Below are 21873 nucleotides of genomic sequence, written 5' to 3'. Positions count from 1 at the left end.
GGCGAGGTGGACGACAACCAGTTCATCGACTCCGTGGCGAACCGCACCGGGGCGTCAGCCGAGCAGGCGGCCGCGATCGCGCGGGCCACGCTGACCACCCTGGCGGAGCGGATCGACGGAGGCGAGGCGCGCGACCTCGCCGACCAGCTGCCCGAGGGACTACGGGCGTACGCCTTCGCCCCGCACTCCGACGCCGAGCGGTTCGGGCTCGACGTGTTCGTGCAGCGGGTCGGCGGCCGGGCGGACGTCGACCCGGAGCTGGCCCAGGCCGGCATCCGCGCGGTCTTCGACACCCTCCGCGAGGCCATCGCCGCCGGTGAGTACGACGACGTGATCGCGCACCTGCCGGCGGAGCTGTGGCAGGTGGCGAACCCGGCCCCGCCGTACGACGGACAGCGCAACCGCTGACGGTCACACCGGCGTCACCGGGGCGCCGACGACCGGTTCCAGGTACACCGGCAGGAGATGCCCGGCCTGGGCGACGAACATGGCCACCTCGTATGCCATGTCGCCGACCTCGGCCTCGCCGTCGATCCCGACGGTGAGGATCGCCCCGTTGCCGGTGGTGGCGTGGAACAGGAACGCTTGGGACATCTGCACGACGACCTGGTGCAGCTCGCCGTCGCCGCAGACCCGGGCGGCGGCCAGGCCGAGGGCCTGGAGTCCACAGACGATGCTGGACAGCTGCTCGGCAAGCTCGTCGTCGATGCCCTGGGACGCGCCCAGCAGGAGCCCGTCCGGCGAGAGCACCGCCGCGAACTGGGCCCCCGGCACCCGATCGACGATGTCGTCGAGCGCGCGGCTGAGGTTGTCGGTGGTGGCCACGGCAGGGGTCACAGGGTTGTCCTCTCGTTACGGCGAAACCGTTGACTGTGGGGGATCCTCGCGCTCACGGCGCGGCCCGCCGGGGCCAGGGTGCTCCGGCGGTGGCGCTCGACCGGTCGGCGAGGATGGTGCGCAGCAGGGCGAGCAGGTCGGGGCGGTTGGCGCAGTTGAGCCGGGAACGCATCCGCGCCACGTGGTGCTCCACCGTCTTCGCCGAGATGAACAGCCGGTCGCCGATCTCACGGTAGGTGAGTCCGGCCACCACCAGTTCGGCCACCTCGCGTTCCCGGTCGCTGAGCCGCTGGGTGGTGGTGCCGGCGGCGGCCGGCCTGCCGTCCGTGGCGGCAGCGCCGCCCTGGAGCGTCCGGGCGCAGTCCAGCAGGGTGGTCATCGCCCGTCGGTCCGCGGTGCGGATGGCGGCCTGCCCGGCCAGCCGGGCACCGTCCCAGCACAGCCCGGTGTCGTGCAGGCCCCGCGCGGCGGCCTCGACGCGGACCGGGTCGACGGTGCCGCGCAGCACCTCCACCCAGCACTCGGCGGCGGCGGCTACCACGGCGGCGTACCGGCTGTGTCCGGCGGCGGCGACCAGGGCGGCCACGTGGTCGTCGGCGGCGGCCGGGTCCTCGGCGAGGACCGCCGCGTGCAGGCCGCTCCAGTGCAACGGGGTACGCCACAGTGGCGGGTCGCCGAGCCGGTCGAGCAGCCGGCGGGCGGCCCGCAGGTAGGGCTGTAGCCGGCCCAGGTCCCCCAGCCGGGCCCCGGCGATGGCCAGTTCACCGAGCGGGAGGAGGGTGAACAGGTCGACGGGGTGGCGGACCACGGCTTCCAGCGCGGGCACCCAGCCGCGTTGCAGCGCGCCGAGGTCGCTGGCGCGCCGGGCGACGCCGAGGGTCAGCCCGGCGGCGAAGAGCATGTCCCGGGATTCCAGCGGTCGACCGTCGGCGGCGGCGGCGAGTTGCCCGGCCGCGTCGGCGGTGCGACCGCGGACCATCAGGATCCAGGCCCGCAGCAGCCGGTGCCGGGGGGCCAGCAGTGGGCCGCCGATCCCGCTGGCCAGGGCCCGGTCGAGGACCCGTTCGGCGATGTCCAGCTCGCCGCAGTGCACCGCGGTCAGCGCCGCCAGGGCGGCCGGGCTGTCCGGCAGCAGCACCGCCCGGCCGTCGGGTTCGAGCAGCGCGGCGGCCTGCACGAGGGTGGACAGGGCGGCGGCGGGCGGGCCGTGGACGCTTTCGCGTACCCCGTCGGCCATCAGTCGGGCGGCGCTGGCGTGCAGGGTCGGCGGCTCGTCGCGGGCGACGGGGCCCGGGTCGGGCCGGTCGGCCGGGCTGGCGGTGGCGAGCGCGCCCACGGCGGCGAAGGCGTCGGCGGCGGGGCCGCCGGACCACCGGTACAGCTCGACGCTCCGGTCGGTCTGCCCCCGGTGGGCCAGGGCCGTCGCGGCGACCGTGGCGGCCTCGGCGCGTTCGGCCGGCGACGCCGTGGTGAGCAGCCGGTCGGAGAGCCGCAGCGCGCGATCGAGGTCACCGGCGAGGGCCGCGGCGAGGGCCTGCCGTGCGCCGTCGGGCCGGCCGGCGGTGGTGGCCGCGGCGAAGAGTTGGGCCGCGAGCGCCGGTTCGGCGGCGAGGGCCTCCTCGGCCGCCGCCTCCAGGGTGGCGCCGGGACACTCCCCGGCCACCCCGGCGGCGAGCAGGGAGCGGACCAGGGGAAGCACCGGCGCGCCACGGGTCAGTTGCAGCTCGGTGAGCCGGCGCCAGACCGCGACCCGGTCGGTGGCCGGGCTCAACGCGGTCACCGCCCGGCGCACGAGCGGGGTGAGCCGGCCGTCCGCGCCGACCAGACCGGCCGCCCGGGCCTCGGTGAGCATCTCGTCGATCTCGGCCGGCTCGCGGTCGAGCAGCACCCGCAGCACGTCGACCGGCAGCGGCACGCCGGCGGCCAGGGCGATCAGCAGCCGCCACAGGTCGGGGGTCAGGTCCGCCAGCTCGGGGCCGAAGCGCAGGACGACCTGGCGGGGCGGCTCCGGCGGCACGCCGGCGGCGGGATCCTGCTCGCGCAGCGCGCTGACCAGCCATTCGACGTGCCGGGGCACGCCGCCGGTCTGGGCGTGCACGAAGTCGACCACGTCCGGGTGCCGGCCGAGCCGGGGAACGGTGGAGAGGTAGGCGGCGGTCCGGGCCCGGGCGAACGGCGTGAGCAGCACCAGCCGCCCGTCGCGGCGCAGCGCGTCGGTCAGCTCGACCAGCGCCGCGCTGCGGGGCCACGGCCGGTAGCTGACGGCGAGCCGGTGCCGGCGGTCGGCCACCAGCCGGTGCAGCTCCCGCAGCCGGGCGTCGTCGAGCAGGTGGGCGTCGTCGACCAGCAGCACCGTGTCGGGGTCGGCGGCGTCGCCGTCCGCCGGGAGATCGGTGTGGACGGTGACGCCGGCGCGGGCGTAGACGCCGGCCAGCTCGTGCAGGTATGCGCTGCGGCCGTGGCCGCCGGGGCCGGTCACGCCGAGCGTGAGCGGCGTCGTCGGGTCGGCTGCGACCGCGTCCAGCAGGGCACGCGGTTCGGCGTCGAGCACCAGCGGGCACTCCGCCACGCCGCTCATGATCATGGAGGTCATCCTTCGCGTCCCCGGCTTCGCACCAGCGTCCGGCGGGACGGCTTCGGCAGGTCCAGCGGGGTGAATCGGATCGGTGGACGGGGTGGCGGCTCGTCGCGTGGCCGGTCGTCGGCCGGGCGGACGGGCATCGGGGCGGCGGCACGGGCGACCCCACCGGCCGGCGGGGGTGGCCCGGCCGGCACGGGCGCGGGGGTCCGGATCTGGGCGGCGGCCACGGCCGCGCCGGTGGCGGCGCTCGCCTGCGGATCGGGGGCGGTCTCGACCGGAAGCCCGGCGGCGGCGAGCAGCTCCGCGACCAGCGGGATCCGGCTGGCGCCGCCGGCGAGCAGCACCCCGTCGAGCCGCGCCGGGGTCAGCCCGGCGGCCTGCACGGCGCGCAGCAGCAGCTCCACGGTGGCCCGTACGGCCGGGCGGATCAGCTCCTCGAACTGCAACCTGCTCACCGGCACGCGGACCGGGCCGGTCGGCAGGGACAGCTGCACGTCGGTCTGGACGCCGACGGTCAGGTCCCGTTTGGCCCGTTCGCACTCGGCGGGCAGCGCGCGCAGGGTGGCCTGCGCCGCCGGGCCGGCGGCGGCGAGTTCGCGGGCGAGCACGGCACGCACGTGCCCGGCCAACGCCTCGTCGAGGACGGTGCCGCCGAGGCCGGCGAGCCCCTGCGGGACGCCGACGGTCTCGTACCGGCCGCGGGGGTTGCGGCGGACCAGTGCCGCCTCGAAGGTGTCACCGCCGAAGGCGTAGACGGCGGCCAGGTCGCCGGAGAAGCCGCGGGCGGCGTGACTCTCGGCGACGGTGACCGTACGGGGCAGCAGGGTCACCTCGCCCAGGCCGCGCTCCCACAGGGCGCGCTGGAGCAGTTCCCGCCGGTGCCGCCCCCACCCGGCGGGATGACTGAGCACGATCGCGTCGGCCACGTCGCCCTCCTGTTCGCCCACCCACTCGATTACGTGGGCGGCGAGCAGAGCGATCAACGTCTGTGGCGGGTACGGGTCGCCGTCGAGCAGCAGGGGCACGTCGTCACCGACCCGACCCAGGATTCCCCGGGCGGTACGGTCCGGGTCGCCAACCTCACCGAGAGTGAACGTGCCGTCGGGTGACCGCAGCAGGGTCGACGGCAGCGGCGCCGGCGTCGGCTGCAACGCGACCGGCTCGGGTCGGCCCCAGGACCCGTCCTGCCAGCGCGCCACCGCCGCCGCGGAGCTGGTGTTTCCGATCTGCATCCCCAGGACGTACGGCATCTGTTTCTTTCCTCGATCGCCTCGGCCGCAGCGGCGACCACCCCCGGGGGGTGTCCCGTGGGCTCCTACGTTCGTACCAGAGACCGTTCCGACATCAGGAGCCCCAACTTCATCCGGCCCCGGGCCCCCAGTCCCCCTAACGTACGAGAGGGGGATTGCCCCTAACCGGGCGGGTCGGGTTGCGGGATCGTCCCCGATGTCCGGTGTCGCTCACCGGCCGTAGCGTCGTTGGCGATCACCGGTCGCCGACGTTTCGTCCGAGGAGAAACCAGCGAACATGGACCAGACCCTGCACGACTTCGTGCTCAACCTGCTCACCGACGCCGACGCGCGGTCGGCCTTCGATCTCGATCCGGAGGGCGCGCTGCGGGCCGCGGGGCTCGGCGACATCACCGCCGCCGACGTCCAGGACGTGGTGCCGCTGGTGGTCGACTACGCCCCGGTGCACGGGCTCGCGCCGGTGGCGCCGTTGACCGGCCAGCTCGGCGTGGATCCGCTGCTCGGCGACAGCACCGACGTGATCGGCCAGCTCCAGAGCGTGGCGCAGCAGATCACCGTCAGTGGCTCCTACACCGGCGCGGACGTCAAGGCGGGCGTCCTCGGCGCGATCGCGGTCGACCCGGCGGCGGTCACCGCCGGGGTGAGCCTGCTGCCCGGCGTCGGCCTGGGGCTGTCGCCGACCGGGGTCGGCGCGGACCTGACCGGCGTGCACGACGTGGCGGAGACCCTCGACGCGGACGTCACCAGCGTGGTCGACAGCACCACCGGCCCGGCGGTCGGTGATGTCACCGGCACGATCGGTGACCCGGTGTCGGCAGTGGACACCGCCGGCAACGGACTGCTCGACACCACGGCGGGCCTGCTGCCGGGCACCACCAGCCAGGTCGGTGACCTGGTCGGCTCGCTCGGCGTCGGAGGGACCCTGGGCGGCCTGGGCCTGACCGACGGGGTGGCCGGCGTGGTGCCCCCGGTCGACGTCCCGTCCACGGTCAACGGGGTGACCGGCCAGGTGGACGGCCTGCTCTCGGGCGTCACGGGCGGCGTGACCGGCGGCGCGACGGGCGCGCTGACCGGCGGGGTCAGCGGCTCGGCGCAGGGTGACGCCGCGGTCCACGGCGAGGCGTCCGCCTCGACCGGCGGCGTGCTGGGTCTCGCCGACGGCCTGTTCTGACGGGGAACGGTGGGGGTGCCGGGCGTGGGTCCGCCCGGCACCCCCGCTGACATCAGCTCTTGATAATTCCTCTGAAATCAGCACACTTGGTGCGGTGATAGCCGGGATCTGGCTGGACGCGCTCGACGACATCGCCCGTACGTGTCAGGAACACGGACGCGGCGATCTGCTCCAGGCGGTCCGGCTCAAGCGTGCGCACCTGCTCGATCCGGCGCTGACCGTGCTGGTCGTCGGCGAGCCGAACCAGGGCAAGAGCCAACTGGTCAACGCGATCGTCAACGCCCCGGTCTGCCCGGTCGGCGACGGACGCACGACCGTCCTGCCGACCGTGCTGCGCCATGCGGAGGTCGCCACGGCGACCGTGGTGCAGACGCCACCGGCGACGCCGGGATCCGTCGCCGTACCGGCCGCTGTGGAGCGGACCGCGGTACCCACCGAACAGATCGCGGCCGGGGTCGCCGGCACCACCGGACGCCGGCCCGGCGCCGGCCCCGCGTACGTCGAGATCGGCCTGCCCCGGGCGTTGCTCGGCGCCGGCATGGTGCTGGTGGACATGCCCGGCAGCGGCGAGTTGGCCGCGACCGGCGCCACCACCCCGGTCGCCGCGCTGACCCGCGCGGACACCGTCCTGCTGGTCTCCGACTCCACCCGGGACCTCTCCGTCGCCGAGCTGAACATGCTGCTGCACCTGACCCGCTCGCACGCCAACGTGATCGTGGTGCAGACCAAGACGGACCTGGTGCCGGACTGGCGGACGGTGGCCGACCGCAACCGGCGGCACCTGGCCGACGCGGGGGTACCGGCGACGCTGATCGCGGTGTCGGCGGCGTTGCGGCTGCGCGCCGCCGCCACCGACGACCACGCGCTCAACGCCGAGTCCGGATTTCCGCCGCTGATTGCCCGGCTCCGCCGGGACCTGGCCGGCAAGCCCGACGTGCTGGCCCGGGCCACTGTGGTGCTGACCGCGCGGACCGTGGTGGAGCAGCTCGCCGCGCCGCTGCGCGCGGAGCTGGAGAGCCAGCGCGCCGACGAGGAGTCCGGCCCGATGGCCCGGCTGCACGCCGCCCAGCGGGAGGCCGACGAGCTGCGCCGCTGCGCCACCCGATGGCAGAACACGCTCAACGACGAGATGGCCGACCTCCTCTCCGACGTCGAGTACGACCTGCGCGACCGGACCCGGCACATCCTCGGGACGGTGGACGAGGCATTCGAGACCGCCGACCCGCTGGTCGCCTGGGACACCGTCCAGGAGTGGCTGGAACGCAGCCTCGTCGAGGCGGCGGAGGCGAACCGGCAGTGGCTCGTCCAACGCTGCGACTGGGTCGCCCGGCGGGTCGCCGACGCCTTCACCCGGTACGGTCACGGGGCGCTGCCGCCCTGGCCGCTGGCGGTGCCGGCCGAGCACGGGGAGCCGCTGCCGGAGATGGAGCGGCCGAGCGTCGACCGGTTCACCGTGAGCCAGAAGGTGATCACCGGCATGAAGGGCTCCTACGGCGGGCTGCTGATGTTCGGCCTGGCCCTCACGCTGGCCGGCATGCCGATGATCAATCCGATCTCGATCGGCGCCGGGGCGCTGTTCGGTGGCAAGAGCATCCGCGACGAGGGACGGCAGCTGCTGCGCCGCCGCCAGGCCACCGTCAAGGCGGCGGTCCAGCGACACGTCGACGACTTCTTCGTCCGGGTGACCAAGGACAGCCGGGACGCGGCCCGGCAGGCGCAGCGCCTGCTGCGCGACCACTTCAGCGCGCTGACCGAGGAGTTGCAGGCGGGCATCGTCGAGTCGCTGCGCAACGCCAAGCAGGCCGCCGACACCGACGCGGCAGCACGCGAGCAGCGGCACCGCGAGATCCGGCAGCGGATGACCCGGCTGGCCGCCCTCTACGAGCAGGCCCAGCAGGTGGCCGCCGCCCGCCCCGCACCACTGGCCCCCCGAACATGAGCGAGCGTAGCGAGCGAATCATCGGGCTCAGCGCGAACCTGCCTCATGACGGCACGCAGCGCAGCGAAGTGCCGGCATGAGCGAGCGTAGCGAGCGAATCATCAGGCTCAGCGCGAACCTGCCTCATGACGGCACGCAGCGCAGCGAAGTGCCGGCATGAGCGGCGGATGGCGGCTGGACGCGGCCGTCCGGAACCTGCTGGACCAGGCCTGGCACGTCTACCGGGACAATCCGCGCGCCGCCGACCAGCTGCGACACCAGTCGGCCCGACTCGACCAGCCGCTGCGGGTCGCGGTCGTCGGCGGCTGGCGCAGCGGCAAGTCCACCATGCTCAACGCGCTGATGGGCGAGGAGGTGGCGCCGGTCGACGGCAGCGCCTTCACCTGGTACGAGGACGGGCCGCACCCGGACGCCGTCGGGTACTCGACCAACCATCCGCCGCAACGGCTGGCCGTGCAGCGCTCCGGCACCGGGATGCGCGTCGACCTCGCCGGTTGGCGGGCCGGCGAGCTGCGCGACATCGTGGTGCGCTGGCCGGCCCGCTCGCTGCGGCCGGTGACCCTGCTCGACACCCCGGCGGTCGGCGCCGACGAGGGCACGGGCGGCCCGGCGAACGGCGGCGGGCCCGGGCGGGACCCGGTGATGGAGCGGGTGCTGCGGGAGACCGACGCAATGCTGTACCTGACCCGCGACGCCCGCGGCGCCGACCTGCACGGGTTGGCATCGGCCCGGGAGAGCGCTGTCGGGCAGGCCGCCCCGGTCAACGCGATCCTGGTGCTGTCCAGGGTGGACGAGACCGGCGGTGGGCGGGTCGACGCGCTGCTCGGGGCCCGCCAGCTCGCCCGCCGGGCCCTGCGCGAGCCGCACGTGGACGCGCTCTGCGTCACGGCGGTCCCGTGCAGCGGCCTGCTCGGCCTGGCCGGCCGGCTGCTCGGCGAACCGGACTTCGCGGCGCTGACGGCGTTGGCCCAGGTGCCGCGCGCCGAACTGGAGCCGTACCTGCTCTCCGCCGAGCGGTTCGGCCGTGGTGAGCCGCCCGTCCCGCTGGACGCCGCGACCCGGGCCGCCCTGCTGGACCGGCTCGGCCTGGTCGGGGTGCGCCTGGCGACCACCCTGGTACGCACCGGCTGCGCCAGCCGCGCGGCCCTCTCCACCGAGCTGGTGCGGCGCTCCGGGCTGGGCGAGCTACGCGAGTCGATCAACCGTCTCTTCGTCGACCGGCGGGAGGTGCTCAAGGCCCGCTCGGCGCTGGTGGCGGTGGAGACGCTGCTGCGCGCCGAACCGGGCCCGGGCACCGCCGAGCTGCTCGGCACGCTGGAGCAGATCCTCGCCAGCGCGCACGAGTTCCAGGAGTCGCGCCTGCTGGCGGCGCTGCGCGACGGCCGGCTCGGCTTCGCGGCCGAGCTGGCGGAGGAGGCCCGCCGGCTGGTCGGCGGCGACGGCGACGCCCCGGCGGCCCGGCTCGGCGTCACGCCCGACGCGACCGCCCGCTGGCTCTGGGAGGCCAGCGCCGAGGCACGATGGCGCTGGCAGGAACGCGCCGAGAACCCCGCCCTCCCGCTGCCCCAACGACGCGGCGCACAGGTAGTCGTCCGCACCTGCGACGCCCTGCTCACCAAGCTGCAAGGAAGGGCCCCCTATTAACGCCTGAGGTAGTAAAGGGGCCCCCTACTAACGTTTTTCTCAGGTGGGCGGCAGGGCCGGGCCGTGCAGTCCTACCAGGCCGGGCACCGTGATGCGGCCCAGCTCGGCGCCGGTGGCGGGGTCGTGCCAGCTCACCGCCGCGTGCTGACCGACGTAGAGGCGCTCGCCGTCGGGGCTGAGGACGAGACCGGTGACCCGGTCGCGGACCGGCCACCCGGCACCGGCGGCAAGACCGTCGAGCGCCACGGTCCGCACGTGCGAGCCGGCGCCGACGAAGAGCCGGTCCCGGCCGGCCGCCGCGTACGCGGGACGGGCGTCGCCAGCCAGCTTGGCGGTCCGGCGTACGGTCAACTCCTGGGTGGAGATCTCCGCGACGGTGCCGGAGGTGACGTCCACGACGAAGAGCCGGGTGCCGTCCGGGGTGATCGCCATGGCGTGGCCGTCGGCCGGTCCCTCGCCGAACGGGTGCGGCAGGTCGACGCAGTACGCCCAGCGCTGTTCAAGGTGCAGGGTGTGCACGAAGGCGTGCACGTCACTGCCCGGCCGCCCGCTGATCCGGTCCCGGGTGTGCTGGTGGTCGGGCTGGTGGGTGTAGAGGGTGTAGAGCACGGTCCGGTTCGGGTCGAGCACCGCCTGACGTCCGTCGCCGCGCATCTCCTCCTCCGCGCCGGACGGGATCGGTGCCTTGTTTCGGGTGATCAGCGGCTCGGGTCTGCCGGTGGCGAGGTCGACGACGCGGACCCGGTAGCGGTCCGGCGCGTTCGGCGGCAGCCATTCCAGGACGAAGAGCCCGGCAAGATCGTTGGTGAACGCCTCCGGGACGAAGTTGCCCGGCAGCCGCAGCCGCTGCCGGACCCCGCCGGCGTCGGCGATCAGCACGGGAGTCTCGTCCCGCGCGTCGGGGCGTTCCTTGGTGACGCTCACCCCCTCGGTGGTCAACGCCACGGTCGTACCGTTGGTGGAGACGGTCTGCGGCACCCAGCGACCGGGCAGCGTGACCCGCTCGGAGCTGGTGCCGGTGGCGGCGTCGATCCGCCAGAACGCGGTATCGGCCCCCTCTGGCGCGCTCGCGTAGACCAGCCGCCCGTCGGTGCTGGCGACCGCGTGCGGGATGCTCTGCCGGTCGGCGCCGCGCAGCACGCCGAGGCCGCTGTCGATCTCGACCAGCAGCGGGTCCGGCAGTTGGATGGCGGAGGTGGTGGCCGCCGGGCTGCGGGCGGCGTCGCAGCCGGCCAGCGCGACAGCGCCCGCGCCGGCCAGCGCGGTCAGGAGGGTACGGCGGGAGACGGTCGACTTCGGCATCATGACCCGGTGACACCGCTCGCGCCGCCGAGGTTCCGCCGGGATGGAACCCGGGCCGCGCGGGCGGTGTCATGACGGGTGATCCCACCGGAGGTACCACTGGACGACGAGGAGTTCGTCACCCGCGCGCAGGCCGGTGACCGGGAGGCGTACGAACTCCTGGTCACCCGACACACCGCGTCCGCGTACCGGACGGCGGTGCTGCTCGGCGCGGGCTCGGATGCGGAGGATGTCATCCAGGAGGCGTTCGTGAAGGCGTACCGCAAGCTCTCCCGCTATCGCGGCGACTCGTCCTTCCGCTCGTGGCTGCTGGCCATCGTGGCCAACGAGACCCGCAACCTGCACCGGTCCCGGGACCGCCGCCACGGCCTGGTGCTGCGGGCGGCGCGGGTCGACCCGACGGCCGAGATCGCCGAGGACGGCGCGGTCGGCGCGGTCCTCGCCGGGGAGCGCCGGACCGCGCTGGTACGGGCCCTGCGACTGCTCCCGGCCAAGGACCGCGAGGTGCTCGTCTGCCGGTACTTCCTCGACCTCACCGAGGACGAGACCGTCACGATGCTGGGCTGGCCCCGGGGCACGGTGAAGTCACGGACGTCCCGGGCCCTGGCGAAGCTGCGCGCCCTGCTCGCGGTGGAGGAGGTCAGCCATCGTGGATGACCTGGAGCGGGAGCTGCGCGAACTCTCCACCTGGCTGGAGACACCCGAACCGCCCGACGTGACGGCTCGGGTCCACGCCCGGCTCGCCGCCGAGCCATCCACGGTGACCAATGACCGCCGGCGCCGCTGGCGGTACGCGGTCGTCGTGGCGCTGGCCGCCCTGCTGGTCGCGCTGCTGCCGCCCGGCCGGGCCGCGCTCGCCGATGCGGTGACCGGGCTGCTGCGCTTCGCCGGCATCACCATCAGCACGTCGGCTGCCCCCTCACCGACCGGCACGCCGTCGCCGCTGCCCGGCCAGCGTCCGGCCGAGCTGGACGAGGCGCAGCGCGCGGTGCGGTTCCCGATCCGGACCCCGGCCCGGCTGGGTCCGCCCGAGCGGGTGTTGGTGGCCGATCCGGACGGCACCGGCAGCCACCGGGTGGCGACCCTGCTCTACCGGGGGGGCGAGCTGCGCCTCGACGCGTTCGACGGCCGGCTCGACGGCGCCTTCTTCAAGCAGGCCGGCGGCACCGGGGCGGAGTGGGCCCAGGTCGGCGGCGAGCCGGCGATCTGGATCGGCGGCCCACACCCGCTGTCGTACGTGGACCGCACCGGCACCGTGCGGGAGGAGAGCGCCCGACTCGCCGCGGCGACCCTGATCTGGCAGGAGAACGGGGTGACCTACCGCCTCGAAGGCCCGCTGACCATGGCGGAGGCGGTCGATATCGCCATCTCGCTTGAGTAGCACCCGCATCCGCTTCTGCCGATGAGCGCGCGTCACGCGACCAGCCTGCCCGGCGGGACGCGCACAGGGGCAATGTTCCCAACAGCTCTGATTTCACACAGAAATATTTATGTCTGTGTGAAATCAGAGCCGCGCGGAAATGTGGTCCCGGGGTCGACACGCCTGGTGAGACGCCACCCGGATCTGCCGCGAGCCGCGCGCTACGTCAGGTTCAGGTAGCTGACCGCGACGACCGCAGACCGCCGATGAGCGGTACGGTTCGGCGGTGCCTGCCAGCGACGGAAGACCGTTGATCTTTGTTGACATCGACGGCGTGCTCATCCCGCTTCGGGCCCGGCCAGCCGGTGCCGGTCGTCAGCGCAGCGGCAGCGCGGAAGACGGCCCCGACTGCCACGGCAATCCACTACTGGATCGTCTTGAACCCGACGACGGTCGCCGGCTCCTCGCCTTGCCAGGTGAACTGGTCTGGGCGAGTACGTGGATGGCCGAGGCGAACGAGGTGGTGGCACCTCGGCTCGGCCTACCTGCTCTGCCTGTCGTCGACTGGATCGACGATGACGAAGAACCACCGAGCGGGGTGCACTGGAAGACCGCGTCGGTGGCGCGGTGGGCAGCAGAACGTCCATTTGTCTGGCTCGACGACGAGATCACCGACACCGACCGGCAATGGATCGCCGCACATCACCCACACCCGACGCTGCTGAACCGCGTCGACCCGCACGTGGGACTGACCGACATCGACCTCACTGCAGTGCGCCACTGGCTCGACCACCGGGAACAGGCAGCTTGATCCGCTGGGCCATCCATCGCGTATCGGCTCGTCCGCTCATGGCCGCGACGCAGTGCGGCACGAGTAACAGGGTGACGTCTGCGGCCGGATCGGCGATGGTGATGCGGTGCGGATCGCGGACGATATGAACGACGACGAGAACTGGACGGGTGGCTTCTACGAACTGTGCCTGGTTCTCGGCGCAGCTGACGATGCCAACGTCGACCGTGCCCTATCGTGCCTGTGGCGTGTCGCCGACGTCCAGGGCTGCCATGGTCTTCGAGGCGACGGGACGGGGTTCGCGGCGGTCGACCTTGGCGTGGCGGCCCTCCACGAGCATGGTCACTTACGCGGGACGCTGACGCTGCCCTCGGGCGCCCGCGTCGTCTGCGGTGGTTTCCTGTCCCGGTACGAGGGGCTGGATACCTTGGAGCTTTACCTACCGCTGGGCGCGTTGGCCCGAGTCGACCGCCGCATCGGCGGCTACCCCTTCGACGAATCCAGCGGCGTGGAATCGTTGACGTGGCGTAGCGCGCTCGACCGGTGGCTGGCCGACATCGCGATCGCCGTCTACGGCGAGGTGCCGTACCACCGTGCGCTCATCGGTTTCGAGATCGATGAGGACCACGGCATCAGCGGCGACCAGCGCTATGCCGCGGTCCTGAGGCCCAGCCCCGACGGCATGGAGTACCGCCCCGCCAACACCTGAGACGCGACGAGCCATTCGACTCGACATCGAGGACGCCCTGCCCACTCGATCTTCGCAACAACGCACGGACATGCCGCCGAGGGGGCGTCAGGGGCCGCATCTGCGAGATCGACGCATTTACTTTTAATAAAGTTAACGATAGCCTCCCCCCATCGATGAGGAGGCATGCCATGCGACGTCGTCCCATGTCGCCAGCCCTGCTGGCCACCGCCGCCCTGGTCGCCGCCGTCGCGGCAGCCCCGGCCGCCGCCAGCTTCGCGGCCACCCCCACCAGCGCGCCGGGCATTCTCGCCGCCTGCACCGCGCCGACCTGGGCCGAGGGCAACACCTACCAGGCGGGCAGCCGGGTCACCTACGCCGGCCGGACCTACCAGGCCCTGGTCACGCACACCGCGCACGTCGGCGCCGGCTGGAACCCGGCGGCCACCCCGTCACTCTGGACCGACCTCGGCCCGTGTGACGGCGCACCCACCCCGTCACCCACCCCGACCCGGACCCCAACCCCGTCACCCACCCCCACGTCGTCGCCCACGCCCACCCCGCCGCCCACCACCACTCCCCCGCTGGGCTCGGACACCTGCGCGCTCAAGCCCAAGCCGGCCGGCAAGGTGCTCCAGGGCTACTGGGAGAACTGGGACGGCGCGTCCAACGGCGTACACCCGGGGCTGGGTTGGATCCCGATCACCGACTCGCGGATCCCCGCCCACGGCTACAACGTGATCAACACCGCGTTCCCGGTGATCCGCTCCGATGGCACCGTGCTCTGGCAGGACGGCATGGACGCCACCGTCAAGGTGCCCACCCCCGCCGAGATGTGCCGGGCCAAGGCGTCCGGGCTGACCATCCTGATGTCGATCGGCGGCGCCACCGCCGGCATCGACCTCAGCTCCAGCGCGGTCGCCGACCGCTTCGTCGCCACCATCGTGCCGATCCTCAAGCGCTACAACTTCGACGGCATCGACATCGACATCGAGACCGGCCTCACCGGCAGCGGCAACATCAACCAGCTCTCCACCTCGCAGGCCAACCTGATCCGCATCATCGACGGCGTCCTCGCCCAGATGCCGGCCGGCTTCGGCCTCACCATGGCCCCGGAGACCGCGTACGTCACCGGCGGCAGCGTCGTCTACGGCTCGATCTGGGGCTCCTACCTGCCCATCATCAAGAAGTACGCCGACAACGGCCGGCTCTGGTGGCTGAACATGCAGTACTACAACGGCAGCATGTACGGCTGCGCCGGCGACTCGTATTCAGCGGGCACCGTGCAGGGCTTCGTCGCCCAGACCAACTGCCTCAACACCGGCCTGGTCATCCAGGGCACCACCATCCGCGTCCCCTACGACAAGCAGGTCCCCGGCCTGCCGGCCCAGGTCGGCGCGGGCGGCGGCTACCTGGCCCCGTCGGCCGTGAGCCAGGCGTGGAACACCTACAACGGCAACCTCAAGGGCCTGATGACCTGGTCGATCAACTGGGACGGCTCGAAGGGCTGGACCTTCGGCGACAACGTGAAGGCCCTCCAGCGCCGCTGACCAACCGGGTGGGCACCGCCGACTGGCCGGTGCCCACCCGAGGCTCGACCTCGACGCCAAGGTCAGACCGAGCACATGGTCAACGCGGCTGCGCGCTGCCGCACATGGACCCAGGCGAGGGATCATCCCGCATGCACGGGGAGCAGGCTCCCCTACTGGTTGCGCGAGCACAGGGTTGGGGACCATCCCCGCGTACGCGGGGAGCAGCGGCTGCTACCGCCACGCGATGAGCGCGGCCGGGGACCATCCCCGCGTACGCGGGGAGCAGATGGCGGGGAGGACGTTCTCGGCGACCCAGGGGGGACCATCCCCGCGTACGCGGGGAGCAGTCAGGGCCAGGAGCAGCGTGATCGCCACAGCGGGGACCATCCCCGCGTACGCGGGGAGCAGGCACACCGCGGTGCTTCTCGACCGCCCAGTACGGGACCATCCCCGCGTACGCGGGGAGCAGGCCGGGTCGGTCATGGGTCCTCCAGTGGGTGAGGGACCATCCCCGCGTACGCGGGGAGCAGACTTTTTGACCTGGGCTTCCGTAGATCAACTGTCGGTTTTTCGTTCACTTTGGTTCGGACTCGCCGCTGAGGTGCCGCTCCCGGGACGACGTCCGAATCGGCGGCGTTTCGATGCTTTGCTCCAGCCTGGGGGCAGGGCCGGGTTGTAGGTTTTTCGCTCGCTCGGCCGACGGATCAGGGTGACGCCGTCGTGGTCGACGGGCTGCCAGTGGTGGTCGTGCACCTGGAAGGACAGCCGTTGCTCGCCCGGCTGCTGGTGGACGAGCAACGCCCGTCCTGGCCCGGCCATCTCGACGACCTTGGTCCAGAGCCGGTGCCGGATCCGGCTGTTGACGTGCCCGACGTAGACGCCGGCGGATATCTCCAGTAGCCACTGGGTGAGGTGACCGCGTAGGCCCTCGGGGCAGGCGGTGAGGATGATGACGGTCATCAGAAGTCCACTCCACCGCCGTAGTTGCGCCCGCTGGCGAGTTCGGGGCCTTCCTCGTCCCAGAGGCGTACGGTGTCGCTTTCCGGCCCGTCGTCGAGCCACTGCTCGTCGATCGGGCCGGTGGGGGTGGGGCTGAGCAGCAGGCTTCGGATGTCGCGCACGCATCGGTCGAGGAGGGTGCCGTCGTGGACGCGGTCACGGACGGCGCGGCGGGTGTCGGCGCCGATGTCGGTGGATTGGCTGGCCGCGATATCGAAGGCGACCGGAATGGTGATGTCTGCCTTGTACAGGTCGGCGATGTCGTAGACGAAGGATCGGTCGTGGCCGGTGTGGACGAAGCCGAGTCCGGGAGAGGCGCCGATGGCCACGATGACGGCATGCACGATGCCGTACAGACAGGCGTGGGCGGCTGAGAGTGCCTGGTTGACGGGGTCACTGCCATTGAAGTCGTTCGGGTCGTACTCGCGGTTGTTCCACGGGACGCCGGTCCGGGTGGCGTGCTCCCGATAGCAGCGGCGTACCCGGGCTCCTTCCTTGCCCCGAAGTTGCTGCATGGTGAGGTTGCTGGTGTCCTCGCCGGGAAAACGCATCCGGTACATCGCTCGTGCCACCCGAAGCCGCCGGTCCCGGTGGGAGACGGCAGCGGCCTGGGCGACGATCAGCCGGCTGGATCGGGCGAGCGGGCGTCCGTGGGCGTAGTAGCGGACACCGTGTTCGCCGACCCAGACCGCGGTGGCACCGTTGTCAGCCAGCAGCATCATCGCCTGCTGGGTGATGCTGGTGCCCGGTCCGAGCATGAGTACGCCGAGGGTCGCGGCGGGGATGTGGACGACGCCTTTGTCGTCGGTGGCCGTGATCGCGTTGCTGTCCCGGTGGATCACGCAACGTTCGAGATAGATGAAGCTGAGCCGGTCCTGGGCGCGGTTGAGGTCCGACAGTTCGGCCGGCGGCACGCCGGGGATCTTCATGGGTTGGCTTGGGCAGGGGCGAGGGTGAGCAGGCCGCAGCCGTACGCCTTGGCATGCCCGATCCCGCCGGTCAACGCCCGACGAAAGGCGTCCGCATCGGTGATCTGGAGGATGCCGTCGAACGTCGCCGTGGTGAGGGTGACGGTGCCCATGCCGCGTTTGAAGGAGTGCGTCTGTCGGCGGTGCAGTCGCACGTTGGGGCGGCCGTCGTGCTGGCTCGCCAGGACGAAGCCACGCCGTTCCGCCCGGCGCACCAGCCAGGCGATCTGCTCGTGCTCGCGCAGGTAGCCGAAGCGCTGCGTCTCCTTGGCGTCGGCGGTCTTGCGCCCGCTGTGGCTGGGGTTGGCGGCGAGCCGGAACGCCCACTCCTGGCCCGGGGCCAGCGACCGGAGCAACCCGTCGTAGTCCCGGGTCACCCAGGCTTCGTCGCTGGTGGGCCAGCCGGCCTGCTCGATCAGATGGGTGAGGTCGGGTCGGCCGGGGCTGACCAGGTAGAGGTGCACGGTCGAGGTGGCCGGGGTGTCGAGCCGCCACAGCGTACGGCTGCCGGCGCGCTCGTAGTCTGCTGCAACGGGGAAGGCGGCGCGGACCGCCGCGTGCATGGCGTGCGGCGAGGAGAGCAGTTTCCGCGCGCCCCGACGGGCCGGGTTGATCTGGAATCGGGTGAGGAACATGCTCAGCCTCCCAGCAGGCTCAACGGGTCGTGTTCGGCGACGCCGGCCCGCTCCGCGAGGTCGTTGGTGACATCGACGTGCCGGCGCAGCACCGATCGCCAGGTGTGCTGCCGATGTGCGGGGTCGAAGCTGACCGGCTCGTCGGGCATGGTCTCGACGGCCGGCTCGCCCGCACGCGCGTCCCGAATGATCTCCAGCCGGACCGTGCGGGCCGCCTTCCTGCGGTGCCACTCGGCGGCGAGCCATGGCCACTCCGTCAGCGCGCCGTCGAGAGTTCCGTCGTGCACGCCGAGGTTGAGCGGGCCGACCGGCGGGCATGACCGACGACCGAGGTAGAGCGGGAACCGCGGCCGGTCAAGCGCCTCGGCCAGACCGTGCAGCAGTCCTTCCTCGCCGCTGACGGCAGCGAGGAACACCGCATCGGACAGGTAGAAGCGGTAGGTCAGCGGGGCGCTCTGACGCCCGTCGAGGGACCGGGCGGTTTGGAAGTCCCGCAGGATCTGCCCGGGTTGGTCGAGGCGCACCCCGAACTCCAGGCCGAGTAGCTCGGTGAGCGGCTCGGTGCGTCGGATGCCTTGGGCGGCGGCGAGCAGACCGATGACTCCGCTCTTGGTCGGCGCGATCCCGGTGTCTCGGCGCGCGAAGCGGCTGGACGAGCCCCACGACTGGAGCGGACCCGCAAGCCTCAGCAACAACACACTCATGCTGGCTGCCCGAGCGCCGCGTCGACCTGCTCCCCCACTCCGGTGACCAGTTCGCCGAAGCTGACCGTCTTGCCGAGGTCGGTCAGCACCACGGTCCTCTCCCCGACCTGGGTCACCCAGCTACCGACCGGCCGCTCCCCGTAGGCGTTCTCGACCGCGACGGTGTGCTTGGCCAGCGCCTCTGCGGCCAACTCGATCCGCCCGGCAGCGTGCGTCTCGCGGACGGGCGTCTCGAAGGCTCCGACCAGGTTGATCGGCTGGGTGTCGCGTAGCCGCACCAGCACGGCGTCGGGCAGCGTGCGGTGGGCGAACGTGTTCTGCTTGCCGGTCGGCATGCTGCGGGCGAAGGCGGTGAGGAATGCCTCGACGGCGGCGCGCGTCGCGCCAGCGTGGCCGAGGGTGCGGTGCAGCGCATCGACATCGACCGTGGCGTATCGATACAGCGTGGACGAGTTGAACTCGATGGTGCCGATCATGCCAGCGCCGGTTTCGGCGGCGTCGGCCTTGCGGTCGTCGACCGCGGTGAAGTAGTCGAACTCGTTGTCGACGGCGTGCACGCTGATGGCGTGGGATACCTGGCAGGCGGCGTCCACGTTGATGTCCGTCATGTCGGCCACCATCCGGCCGAACATCGCGATGTCGACCGAGTGCTCGGTGTCGACCAGCGCCTTGAACCGGGCCTTGTCGAGGGGAGCCCCGGCCCGCGATGCCTCCAGCACGGCGGCGGCGAGGTTGTCCAACTGCCGGTGGCTCAGGAACAGCAGGTAACTGGACTCGATGTCCTTCACCTCGCCCTTCTTCTTGTCGACCTTGGCGAGGCCGCCGGCCACGAAGGCATCGGCCGCCAGCGTGGACGCGGCCTCCTCGGAGAGGCTCGGGTCCAGGGCGCGGATCCGCGCCGCGAGTGACTCGCCCACCCGCTTGGTCCGCTCGCCGAGTTGGGAGCGGTCGAGCAGGTCGGCGAAGGCGAGCCGGATCGCCCGCTTCCATGCCTGGCTGGAGACCCGCGCCCGCCGCACGCCGCCGTAGACGGCGGTCTTCGGCGAGCCCGTGTCGTCGCGGTTGAGGTTGCTCGGCGGCACGGTCTGCAGCGCGTAGACGTCGATGATGGTGCGGCTCATGACGGGTTCTCCTCGGGGAAGTCGGTGGTGGTGGCGTCAACGTCGGTGGTGGGCCGGCTGCGGAAGAACTCCCGGCCCCAGATGGCCTGTACCTTGGGAGGCCCGTCCGGCCGGCGAAGGGTTTTCAGGTCGTCGGCGAGTAGGCCGTAATCGAGTGGGATCTGGTGCTCGCGCAGCATGGTGATCAGGCTGCGCAGGTGGTAGGTGCTCTCGTGATAGGTGCTGGCGGTGCCGAGGGCGGCGAAGCGGCGCCGTACCCCCTCCGGCCCGCCGGACTTGCGGACCAACTCGGACAGGGCATGCCCCAGCCCGCGCCCCTCCACATGCATCCGCTCACGGCGCGACTGCTGATGCAGCGCGTACAGGGTCACCGCGTCGTGTACGGCGTGTTCGGCATCCGTCGCCTCGGCGTCGTCGGCCGGACGGCAGCCCAGCAACTCCTCCGGCACCTGGAGGTACCGCTCCAGGGTGAAGTCGAAGCCCGGAGTGCGGCCGATGCCGCGCCGCAGCCGGGCCAGTGCGCTGACCGCCTCGGGTTGGGGCACGGTGCTCAGCACCCGCGCCTGTAGGGCACCGACCGTCCGGGCGACGTGCTCACCGAGTTCTCTGCGGCGACGGGACCACGCCTTTCGGGCCGGCCCGGCCGGCTGGTCGGCTTCCACCACCGTCATGCTGCTTCCTCCTGCTTCTCGCGCGCCGCCTCGGCCGCCATCGGCAGTGCCTTGGCCAGGCCGACGCGGAACCACGCCTCGGCCTGTGAACTGGAGTAGTGCGTGTCTTTACCGGCGCGGTCCTTGCCGGTCCGACCGACCCAGGCCGTGGGGCCGGACGCTGCCACCAGGTCGAAGCCGAGTCGGGCGACGGCCCGGCGGACCAGCCGTTGCCATGCCGCACGCTCGGACGTCGGGTCGCTGCCCGGACCGAGTCCCGCCAGCCAGTCCCGGAAGACGCGGTCCAGCAGCGCGTACGCGCGCTCGGCCGCCCGATCGGCCTCGCCGCTGTCCAGGTCCCGGCTGCCGGCGGCGCGGGCCAGGTTGTCGGCGAGCCGGCGCAGCACCGTCACGGCTGCCTCCGCGTCGACGGCCGCGTCGACGGCCGCTGCACGCAGCGCGGAGTCTTCGACCAGCAGCAGCACGTTCATGGTCAGCGCGTCGCTGAACACCTCGTCGACCACCGACTGTTTGGACCCGTAGGTGACGCTGGTGGCGCGGGTGCGGGCCTGGAAGCCCGTTCCGACGACGCCGGTGACGGTCAGCCGGGCCAGCCACTGCACCACCATCGGTGACAGCCGCTGCGGCGGCTCGGCACCGGGCGGTGGCGGCGCCGGCAGCAGGGTCTGCAATCCTCGCCACAGTGCCCGGCTGTGGTCGTGCGGCCGGGGCAGGTAGATCGGGGTCCGCTTCTGCTCGCGTTCGCGTGGCGCGCTGCGCCCCCAGACGCTCATCGGTTCCAGCAGGTGTCGGTCCTGCCAGTCGAACCGGTCACCGTTGGAGATCATCGCGCCGGTGATGCCGCCGGCATCGCCGAAGAGCCGAATCCGCCTTGATTGCCAGGTGTAAAGGCTGAGCAGACCGTACGGGCCTCGGGTGGAGCCGGCCTCCTCGGCGGCGGCCTGCGGCTCGCGCTCCCACACCGGCAGGTCCCGTTCGTCGGCCACCTGCCAGCCGGGCGCGACCGGCACCAGGTTGAGCAGCAGGGTCTCCCGCAGGGTGGTGCCTTCCAGGTGGACACCGCCCAGCCAGCCGAGCGAGCTGGCACCGATCGGGTAGCCCTTGCCGTTCTTGGCCTGCGGGTCACCGACCGCCCCCGTCTTGATGCCGGAGGTGTCGTACGCCTGGCAGTGCACCAGCCAGCGGGCCGCCTCGGCGGGCGTCACCGAGTCCATTCCCGATCCGGCGCGGGTGGTCAGGAAGGGCATGCCGTTCGGCACGTCGGCGATCAGGCGTTCCAGCCCGTAGCTGTTCTCCTTCGCCGCCCGCAGGTCGGCGACCTGGTAGAACGGGTGCTTCGGGTGCAGCAGGTCGAACCGGTCGCGGAAGGCACCGAGGTAGTCGGCGATGTCATTGGTCGGCAGCCGCCGTTCCCGCCAGAGCGCCCGCCAGGCTGGCTCGCCGGCCGGGCCGCCGGTGGCTCGGTGCAGGATCGCCAGCGTGAGCCGCAGGATCGCGAAGGTCTGCGTGGGCAGTTCACAGGCGATCATGCGTACGTCGCCGGCCTGCTCGAAGAGGCCGAGCAGCGATACCTCGCGGCGCTGGCCCGCGCCGTCCAGCACCGGGATCCACGCCTCGTCAACCAGCGAGAACCCGGCGGGGTGAGGTGAGCCGGTCACCGGCATCACCTCCTTTCTCAAAT

General features: G+C 72.6%; 20 protein-coding genes and 1 CRISPR repeat array. Of the genes, 9 read left to right on the top strand and 11 right to left on the bottom strand.

The window, feature by feature from the left end; translation table 11 throughout:
• The first annotated feature begins 6 nt into the window (after window positions 1-6).
• Window positions 7-408 carry a DUF2267 domain-containing protein gene (locus ACQPYA_RS14055; RefSeq protein ID WP_433533023.1) on the top strand — a complete coding sequence of 134 codons (402 nt, stop codon included), beginning with the start codon at window positions 7-9 and terminating at the stop codon, window positions 406-408.
• A gap of 3 nt (window positions 409-411) precedes the next feature.
• Here the strand turns inward: ACQPYA_RS14055 and ACQPYA_RS14050 are convergent, their stop codons facing one another.
• The 3 genes from ACQPYA_RS14050 to ACQPYA_RS14040 are packed head-to-tail and all read right to left on the bottom strand — an operon-like array spanning window position 412 to window position 4668.
• On the bottom strand, window positions 412-837 hold the full coding sequence (locus ACQPYA_RS14050; protein ID WP_433533022.1) for a roadblock/LC7 domain-containing protein: 426 nt from the start codon (window positions 835-837) through the stop codon (window positions 412-414).
• A 52-nt stretch (window positions 838-889) separates the two neighbouring features.
• A complete protein-coding gene (locus ACQPYA_RS14045; RefSeq protein WP_433533021.1) occupies window positions 890-3421 on the bottom strand; it encodes a helix-turn-helix transcriptional regulator in 2532 nt (843 codons plus the stop codon).
• 5 nt (window positions 3422-3426) lie between these two features.
• Window positions 3427-4668 carry an Hsp70 family protein gene (locus tag ACQPYA_RS14040; protein ID WP_433533020.1) on the bottom strand — a complete coding sequence of 414 codons (1242 nt, stop codon included), beginning with the start codon at window positions 4666-4668 and terminating at the stop codon, window positions 3427-3429.
• 277 nt (window positions 4669-4945) lie between these two features.
• Between ACQPYA_RS14040 and ACQPYA_RS14035 the strand changes: the two genes are divergently transcribed.
• From ACQPYA_RS14035 to ACQPYA_RS14025, 3 genes are all read left to right on the top strand, one after another.
• Complete coding sequence (locus tag ACQPYA_RS14035; protein WP_433533019.1) at window positions 4946-5839, top strand: IniB N-terminal domain-containing protein; 894 nt, start codon at window positions 4946-4948, stop codon at window positions 5837-5839.
• 94 nt (window positions 5840-5933) lie between these two features.
• Window positions 5934-7778 (top strand): dynamin family protein, encoded by a 1845-nt coding sequence (locus tag ACQPYA_RS14030; RefSeq protein WP_433533018.1) that lies wholly within the window; start codon window positions 5934-5936, stop codon window positions 7776-7778.
• A gap of 156 nt (window positions 7779-7934) precedes the next feature.
• Window positions 7935-9422, top strand: a complete 1488-nt coding sequence (locus tag ACQPYA_RS14025; protein WP_433533017.1) for a hypothetical protein — start codon at window positions 7935-7937, stop codon at window positions 9420-9422.
• A gap of 39 nt (window positions 9423-9461) precedes the next feature.
• Here ACQPYA_RS14025 and ACQPYA_RS14020 read toward each other — a convergent pair whose 3' ends face one another.
• Entirely contained in the window at window positions 9462-10727 is a 1266-nt protein-coding gene (locus ACQPYA_RS14020) for a YncE family protein (protein WP_433533016.1), read from the bottom strand.
• Between the two features lie 75 nt (window positions 10728-10802).
• Here ACQPYA_RS14020 and ACQPYA_RS14015 point away from each other — a divergent pair, with 75 nt between their 5' ends.
• The 5 genes from ACQPYA_RS14015 to ACQPYA_RS13995 all read left to right on the top strand — a co-directional run bounded on the left by ACQPYA_RS14015 (window position 10803) and on the right by ACQPYA_RS13995 (window position 15112).
• Entirely contained in the window at window positions 10803-11381 is a 579-nt protein-coding gene (locus ACQPYA_RS14015; protein WP_433533015.1) for an RNA polymerase sigma factor, read from the top strand.
• On the top strand, window positions 11374-12105 hold the full coding sequence (locus ACQPYA_RS14010) for a hypothetical protein (protein ID WP_433533014.1): 732 nt from the start codon (window positions 11374-11376) through the stop codon (window positions 12103-12105). Before ACQPYA_RS14015 ends, ACQPYA_RS14010 begins: the two co-directional genes overlap by 8 nt.
• A gap of 289 nt (window positions 12106-12394) precedes the next feature.
• Entirely contained in the window at window positions 12395-12895 is a 501-nt protein-coding gene (locus ACQPYA_RS14005) for an HAD domain-containing protein (RefSeq protein WP_433533501.1), read from the top strand.
• Window positions 12896-13001: 106 nt separating this feature from the next.
• Window positions 13002-13583, top strand: a complete 582-nt coding sequence (locus tag ACQPYA_RS14000) for a hypothetical protein (RefSeq protein WP_433533013.1) — start codon at window positions 13002-13004, stop codon at window positions 13581-13583.
• Window positions 13584-13753: 170 nt separating this feature from the next.
• Window positions 13754-15112, top strand: a complete 1359-nt coding sequence (locus ACQPYA_RS13995; protein WP_433533012.1) for a carbohydrate-binding protein — start codon at window positions 13754-13756, stop codon at window positions 15110-15112.
• 177 nt (window positions 15113-15289) lie between these two features.
• A CRISPR array of direct repeats spans window positions 15290-15624; the repeat unit is 30 nt; unit sequence GGGGACCATCCCCGCGTACGCGGGGAGCAG.
• A 25-nt stretch (window positions 15625-15649) separates the two neighbouring features.
• On the opposite strand, the gene cas2e is transcribed toward ACQPYA_RS13995, so the two are convergent.
• From cas2e to casA, 7 genes are read right to left on the bottom strand one after another with little or no spacing between them, the layout of a single operon-like run.
• The gene (gene cas2e / locus ACQPYA_RS13990; protein WP_433533011.1) at window positions 15650-16054 is read right to left on the bottom strand and encodes a type I-E CRISPR-associated endoribonuclease Cas2e; all 405 of its coding nucleotides are present in this window, start codon (window positions 16052-16054) and stop codon (window positions 15650-15652) included.
• Complete coding sequence (cas1e, locus tag ACQPYA_RS13985) at window positions 16054-17022, bottom strand: type I-E CRISPR-associated endonuclease Cas1e (protein WP_433533010.1); 969 nt, start codon at window positions 17020-17022, stop codon at window positions 16054-16056. Before cas1e ends, cas2e begins: the two co-directional genes overlap by 1 nt.
• Window positions 17019-17696, bottom strand: coding sequence for a type I-E CRISPR-associated protein Cas6/Cse3/CasE (gene cas6e / locus ACQPYA_RS13980; RefSeq protein WP_433533009.1), 678 nt, complete (start codon window positions 17694-17696; stop codon window positions 17019-17021). Before cas6e ends, cas1e begins: the two co-directional genes overlap by 4 nt.
• A 2-nt stretch (window positions 17697-17698) precedes the next feature.
• Window positions 17699-18400, bottom strand: coding sequence for a type I-E CRISPR-associated protein Cas5/CasD (cas5e, locus tag ACQPYA_RS13975; protein WP_433533008.1), 702 nt, complete (start codon window positions 18398-18400; stop codon window positions 17699-17701).
• Complete coding sequence (gene cas7e, locus ACQPYA_RS13970; protein WP_433533007.1) at window positions 18397-19521, bottom strand: type I-E CRISPR-associated protein Cas7/Cse4/CasC; 1125 nt, start codon at window positions 19519-19521, stop codon at window positions 18397-18399. Before cas7e ends, cas5e begins: the two co-directional genes overlap by 4 nt.
• Window positions 19518-20192, bottom strand: coding sequence for a type I-E CRISPR-associated protein Cse2/CasB (casB, locus tag ACQPYA_RS13965; protein ID WP_433533006.1), 675 nt, complete (start codon window positions 20190-20192; stop codon window positions 19518-19520). Before casB ends, cas7e begins: the two co-directional genes overlap by 4 nt.
• Window positions 20189-21850, bottom strand: coding sequence for a type I-E CRISPR-associated protein Cse1/CasA (gene casA, locus ACQPYA_RS13960; RefSeq protein ID WP_433533005.1), 1662 nt, complete (start codon window positions 21848-21850; stop codon window positions 20189-20191). The genes casB and casA overlap by 4 nt, the downstream gene beginning before the upstream one ends.
• Window positions 21851-21873: the final 23 nt, after the last annotated feature.

The organism is Micromonospora sp. CA-263727 (assembly GCF_050942455.1).
Lineage (GTDB): Bacteria > Actinomycetota > Actinomycetes > Mycobacteriales > Micromonosporaceae > Micromonospora.
The sequence above is the reverse complement of the archived record's forward strand: the minus strand, read 5'-3'. Positions and strand labels throughout refer to the sequence as shown.